The sequence below is a fragment of the Bradyrhizobium sp. genome, from assembly GCF_049586575.1.
Taxonomy (GTDB): Bacteria; Pseudomonadota; Alphaproteobacteria; order Rhizobiales; family Xanthobacteraceae; genus Bradyrhizobium.
In genome coordinates, this window is record NZ_JBAVCF010000664.1 from 1 (window position 1) to 5734 (window position 5734).

Annotated in this window: 8 protein-coding genes and 1 pseudogene; 8 read left to right on the forward strand and 1 reads right to left on the reverse strand. The window is 62.8% G+C overall.

The annotated features are described in order from the left end of the window. The 8 genes and pseudogenes from WB528_RS24320 to modC all read left to right on the forward strand — a co-directional run. A pseudogene (locus WB528_RS24320) lies at positions 1 to 232 on the forward strand (hypothetical protein); the annotation flags it as partial. Positions 233 to 349: 117 nt separating this feature from the next. Continuing rightward, entirely contained in the window at positions 350 to 835 is a 486-nt protein-coding gene (locus tag WB528_RS24325; protein WP_423891494.1) for a DUF1801 domain-containing protein, read from the forward strand. Positions 836 to 920: 85 nt separating this feature from the next. Next, positions 921 to 1844, forward strand: coding sequence for a penicillin-insensitive murein endopeptidase (gene mepA / locus WB528_RS24330; RefSeq protein WP_423891505.1), 924 nt, complete (start codon positions 921 to 923; stop codon positions 1842 to 1844). A gap of 171 nt (positions 1845 to 2015) precedes the next feature. Beyond that, positions 2016 to 2225: a TOBE domain-containing protein gene (locus WB528_RS24335; RefSeq protein ID WP_423891496.1), complete on the forward strand. Its 210-nt coding sequence runs from the start codon at positions 2016 to 2018 to the stop codon at positions 2223 to 2225. 2 nt (positions 2226 to 2227) lie between these two features. Continuing rightward, on the forward strand, positions 2228 to 2734 hold the full coding sequence (locus WB528_RS24340; RefSeq protein WP_423891497.1) for a hypothetical protein: 507 nt from the start codon (positions 2228 to 2230) through the stop codon (positions 2732 to 2734). Positions 2735 to 2937: 203 nt separating this feature from the next. After that, complete coding sequence (gene modA / locus WB528_RS24345) at positions 2938 to 3717, forward strand: molybdate ABC transporter substrate-binding protein (RefSeq protein ID WP_423891498.1); 780 nt, start codon at positions 2938 to 2940, stop codon at positions 3715 to 3717. 13 nt (positions 3718 to 3730) lie between these two features. Next, a complete protein-coding gene (gene modB, locus WB528_RS24350; RefSeq protein ID WP_423891500.1) occupies positions 3731 to 4426 on the forward strand; it encodes a molybdate ABC transporter permease subunit in 696 nt (231 codons plus the stop codon). Positions 4427 to 4428: 2 nt separating this feature from the next. Next, the gene (modC, locus tag WB528_RS24355; RefSeq protein WP_423891502.1) at positions 4429 to 5109 is read left to right on the forward strand and encodes a molybdenum ABC transporter ATP-binding protein; all 681 of its coding nucleotides are present in this window, start codon (positions 4429 to 4431) and stop codon (positions 5107 to 5109) included. 3 nt (positions 5110 to 5112) lie between these two features. Here modC and WB528_RS24360 read toward each other — a convergent pair. After that, the coding region (locus WB528_RS24360; protein ID WP_423891503.1) for a transporter associated domain-containing protein at positions 5113 to 5734 on the reverse strand (622 nt) is incomplete at its 5' end.

Sequence of the window (5734 nt, forward strand, 5' to 3'; positions counted from 1 at the left end):
GACGGCCATTCGCCTGTCCGCGACCTGGACCATTCATCAGGCCGTCGAGGTGGTCGATACGGCCTACCACATGGCCGGTGCGACAGCCGTCTTCAAATCGAATCCGTTCGAGCGGCGGTTCCGCGACATCCATGCCATCGCGCAGCAGATCCAGTCCCGCGACACGCACTACGAGGACGTCGGCAAGAGGATCCTGACCAACAGTGCGATCCCGCGCGGGCCGACCATTTGAGGCCGTAAATGCCGGTCTCGACGCAAGAGCGTCGATGGTTTCCTCGCCGGCCTGCGCGAAGCCGCGTAGGATAGGCTTCCTGGCCGCAAGGACTCCATCGACGGCCGGGAGTTAGAAATGACCGGCGCCTCGAAGAACTCGATCAAATCGAAAGCAGCAGGGGACCGTTCGCAGGCCAACGCCGTCGATGCGGTATTCAAAGCCTATCCGCAGCCGGCGAAGACAAGATTATTAGCGCTGCGTCGGCTGATCCTCGCTACCGCCAAGGCCACCCGGGGTGTCGGCCGGATCGAGGAAGCCCTGAAATGGGGCCAGCCCAGTTACCTCACGACGGAAACCAAAAGCGGCAGCACCGTCCGCATCGATCATGTGGCCGGCAAACAATACGCGCTCTGCTTTCATTGCCAGACCGATCTCGTCGCGACGTTCCGCGAACTCTATCCCGACAAATGGAGCTACGGCGGCAATCGCTGCATCGTGCTCAACGCCGGGGACAAGATCGACGAAGCCGCGCTCCGCCACTGCATCGCGCTCGCTTTGACCTATCATCTGAACAAGCGGAATACACGCGTATCCTCGTCGCGAACCAGGCGCGGCGCCTAGGCTCTTTTTCTCCGATAGATGAATTCCCTGTCGCCGGTGCGTCAGGTAAAGTGCGCCCATGAATCGGCGCCTGTTTATTATCTCGATGTTGTTGGCTCTCTTACTAGCTGCCGGCAATTCCGCCGCATCGGCCCAGGACAAAGGCAGCATCGATCCAAAACCGCTGCCGCCGCTCGCCAATCCGAACGATCCCAAACTCGGCGCCAAGCAACTGTTCGCGCGCAAGCTGTTGCCTGCGGCGATGCCGACACGGGTGATCGGATATTATTCCAAGGGCTGCATTGCAGGCGCGAAGCCTTTGCCGATCAATGGCCCGACCTGGCAGGTGATGCGGCTGTCGCGAAATCGCTACTGGGGCCACCCCGACATGATCGCGCTGCTGAAGCGCCTCGCGGCCAAGGCTCACAAGGACGCCGGCTGGCCCGGCATTCTTGTTGGGGACATCGGCCAGCCGCGAGGCGGTCCTGCGCTCACCGGCCATACCAGCCATCAGGTCGGCTTGGATGCCGATGTCTGGTTGACTCCGATGCCGGACCGCACTTTGTCACGCAACGAGCGCGAGGACATGTCTGCCGTCATGATGGTGCGGCCTGACCGGCTCGACATCGACCCGAACACGTGGACGCCGCAGCACCTGACAGTCATCCGCGATGCCGCGCAGGAACCGAGCGTCGAGCGCATCTTCGTCAATCCCGCTATCAAGAAGGCGCTTTGCCGCGAAGCCAAGGGTGACCGCAGTTGGCTGTCCAAGATCAGGCCGTGGCCGGGCCACGACTATCACTTTCATATCCGCATCAGATGCCCGGCAGGCAGCACGACGTGCCGGAGCCAGCCTGAGAACAAGGAGGGCGAGGCCTGCAGCGAAGCCGACCTCGCTTACTGGTTCAAGGATGAGGTGCTCCATCCCAAGCCGTCGCCTGAACCGGCCGAGCCGAGGCCAGGCTTAACGCTGGCGCAGCTGCCGGCCGAGTGCCGCAAGGTCCTGTCCGCGCCGGACGCCAAGCAATAACATTTGCGGGGGGCTGGCCTATCGCCCACCTGTTGTATGCGGTAGGATATATCGCTGCTAATGCCGTAAGCACGGCGGCTTTACCGGGACGACAATCCCATCTTCTGTTCGATCAGAATGCCGTCACGCCCGCGGCCGAATAGAGCCCGGCTCGACAGTGTGGAGACCATCATGCGCATCAGTGCACGCAACCAGATCAAAGGCACCGTTCTCGAAGTCAAGAAAGGTGCGACGACCTCCCACGTCCGGGTCGACATCGGCAACGGGCACGTAATCACCTCCGCGATCACCAATGAGGCGGTCGACGAACTCGGCATCAAAGCCAAAGGCCATGTGACGGTGGTCGTGAAGGCTTCTGACGTCATGATAGCGGTGGATTGATGATGCGCAGCTCTGCTCTTCTCGTTTTGGCCTTGCTCACGTCCACCACCGCCTGGGCGGCGGAAGAGCCGAGTGGCTGCGACAAATTCAAATGGAATATCGACCATGCGCGCGCGGCGCTGACCGCACCCGATCGCGCGAAGCTCAGTTCCGGCAGCGAGCTTAGCGCTATGCCGTCAACTGGCGTGACGATCGCGCTCGTCGCGCCGGCTGACGCCAAACTGCCGACACCGCCGGAACGCGCGCCGAAGGACGGCACTTTCGCCGGCTTCGCCAAATTCCCGGCGGTGCCGAAACGCGGCAGTTACACGCTAAGCCTCTCCAAGGGCGCGTGGGTTGACCTGGTGCAGGACGGTCATTTCCTAAAGCCAAGGGCGTTCAGCGCCGCTACCGATTGCGAAGGCATTCGCAAGGCCGTGAAGTTCGACCTTTCGGCAAGTCCCTTCGTGCTTCAGATCAGCGGCGCCAGGGAGAATTCGATCTCGCTCGTGGTCCAGCCGTCGGAATGAAGGGCGCGCCGCGCAAACGGGGCGGCATTTGGACACTTTTACCCGAACCGTCAGCCTGTTATGGTTTTTTCACATGCGACGTTTCCACCGGCCGTAAGCCGGCGGGAGCGGCGGAACGGCGCTTTCGCTTGTCGCACTTCACGATTGACCAAGGCCTGATTTCGCGCGCCGCATGGCGCCGCGTTCGGGCGCGGAGCGCATCCATGAACCGGCTTGTCAAAATTCTTTTCGCCCTCACGATCGTGTGCGGCTTTGCCTCACCGCCCGCATCGGCCGAGGAAAGCCTGACCGTATTTGCAGCGGCCTCGATGAAGAACGCACTCGACGAAGTCGACGCCGCCTATACCGCCAGGACCACGATCAAGGTCACGGCAAGCTATGCCGCAAGCTCCGCGCTGGCCAAGCAGATCGACCAGGGCGCCCCGGCCGATATTTTTCTGCCTGCTGATATCGACTGGATGGACTACGCGACGAAGCAAAAGACCATCAAGACGGACACGCGGACGAACCTGCTCGGCAACAGCATCGTTCTGGTCGCGCCAAAGGACTCTTCCATCGATAAGGTAACGATCGCCTCCGGCTTCGACCTCGCCAAGCTCGCCGGCAATGGCCGGATCGCTACTGGCGACGTGAATTCGGTTCCGGTCGGCAAATACGCCAAGGCCGCGCTGCAAAAGCTCGGCGCGTGGGACGCGGCCGCGCCGAAATTGGCGATGGCCGAGAGCGTACGCGCGGCACTGACGCTGGTGGCGCGCGGCGAAGCCGTGCTCGGCATTGTCTACGCCACCGACGCCAGGGTCGAACCGCAAGTGAAAATCGTCGGCACCTTCCCAGCCGATTCCCACCCCGCCATCATCTATCCGGTCGCTGCGACAAATGCCGCTGGTCCGGGCGCTACCGACTATCTCGCCTTTTTGCACTCGCAGGCGGCCAAGACGATTTTTGAAAAATACGGATTTACCTTCCTGACCAATACGTCCTGATCGCATTTTCAGCGTGTTCGACATTTCACCCACGGAATGGACGGCGGTCCTGCTCTCGCTGCGGGTTGCGACCGTCGCAACGCTGGTCGCCACCCCACTCGGAATTGCGGTGGGATGGTTGCTGGCGCGCCGTGAGTTTTGGGGAAAGTCCCTGCTCGACGCGGTCATCCACCTTCCGCTGGTGCTCCCGCCTGTCGTCACCGGCTATCTCCTGCTCCTCACCTTCGGTCACCGCGGCGTTGTCGGCGCGTGGCTTGCCGACCATCTTGGCGTCGTCTTCGCGTTTCGCTGGACTGGAGCTGCGCTGGCCTGCGGAATCATGTCGTTCCCGCTGCTGGTACGGCCGATCCGACTTTCGATCGAAGCCGTAGACCGGCGGCTGGAACAAGCGGCCGCAACCCTCGGCGCGGCACCCTGGCAGGTGTTCCTGACCGTGACCTTGCCGCTCGCACTATCCGGCGTGCTCGCCGGCATGGTGCTGGGGTTCGCCAAGGCGCTCGGCGAATTCGGCGCGACCATTACGTTTGTGTCGAACATTCCCGGCGAGACCCAGACCATCTCGTCGGCGATCTATGCGCTGATTCAAACGCCGGGTGGCGATGCGGCGGCGCTGCGCCTGGTCGTGGTATCGATCCTGATCTCGACCGCGGCCCTCGTCGCCTCTGAATGGTTTGCACGGCGCGCCTCGCTGCGCCTGCATGGAAATTAATCATGCTGCGGGTCGATGTCTCAAAGCGTCTTGGTGAATTCACGGTCGAGGCTGCCTTTACAAGTGAAGGCCGCGTCACCGGCCTGTTCGGCGCATCGGGCGCGGGCAAAACATCGCTGGTCAACATGATCGCGGGGCTAATGCGGCCCGACCGCGGCGTGATCTCCATTGACGGCGAGACGCTGGACGATACGTCGACGGGAACACGGGTCGCGGTCTACCGGCGCCGGATCGGCTACGTCTTCCAGGACGCGCGGCTGTTTCCCCATCTCGACGTACGCAAAAACCTCGACTACGGGCGGCGCATGAACCGTCTCACGGAAGACGCGGCCCTCTGGCGGCGCGTCACCGAACTCCTCGACATCGGCGATCTCCTGGATCGCCGTCCCGGAAAGCTATCCGGCGGCGAGCGCCAACGAGTGGCGCTCGGGCGGGCGCTACTGTCGCAGCCGAGATTGCTGCTCATGGACGAGCCGCTCGGATCGCTCGACGAGGATCGCAAGGAAGAAATCCTCCCCTATCTCATCCGCTTGCGCGACGAAGCCGGCATTCCCATGGTCTATGTCAGCCACGATCCCGCCGAGATGCGGAAACTGGCCAGCCAGATTGCGATCATCCGGCGCGGACGCGTCACCGCGTTTGGCGGAGCCGAGGTATTGCCAACCGCGCAAGCGCCGGCCTGAATTTCAGGTCCCGGCGACCGACGACCAGAGGCCTGCAAGTTTCTGTTTAAGTGAATTAAGCCGCGTCGCTGCCGGCACATCCTCCGGATCTTCGGGCAAGCGAAGACCGATCACGCTCACCCTTCCACCGCTGATGGTGCGCGCCACCAGGACGATGGTGTCGAGATCGAGCGTTGCGCCTTCCTTCGGCGCATGGTCGAGATGGATATCGAAGTAGTCGGCCAGCGTCAGGGCGGCCTGATCGGCGTCGATCTTGACGCCATAGGCCTCCGCCAGTTCACCGAGCGTGTGCTCGCCTGATACGGCGAAGTCGCCGAGCAGATGCGGATCGGGCGCGGCACTCGGCGGCATGTCGACGAAGAAACGATCGAGCGCTTCGGCTTTCTCGGGCGGCGCCAGCAGGTAGATGTAATCGCCGGGACGAACCGGGTCGGCCTCTACCGGCGAGAGAATATGCTGGTCGCGGATCACCAGGGTCGGCTTCGACCAGGACGGGGTGAGACCGCGCCGGAAGAACAGGCTTTTGGGCCGCACGGAATAGCCGACAAGTTGCTGCTCGAGCTGGCCCGGAAGGTCGAGCTCTACCCGCCGCGGGCCACGATCGGCGCGCGGCAGCGCGACGTGC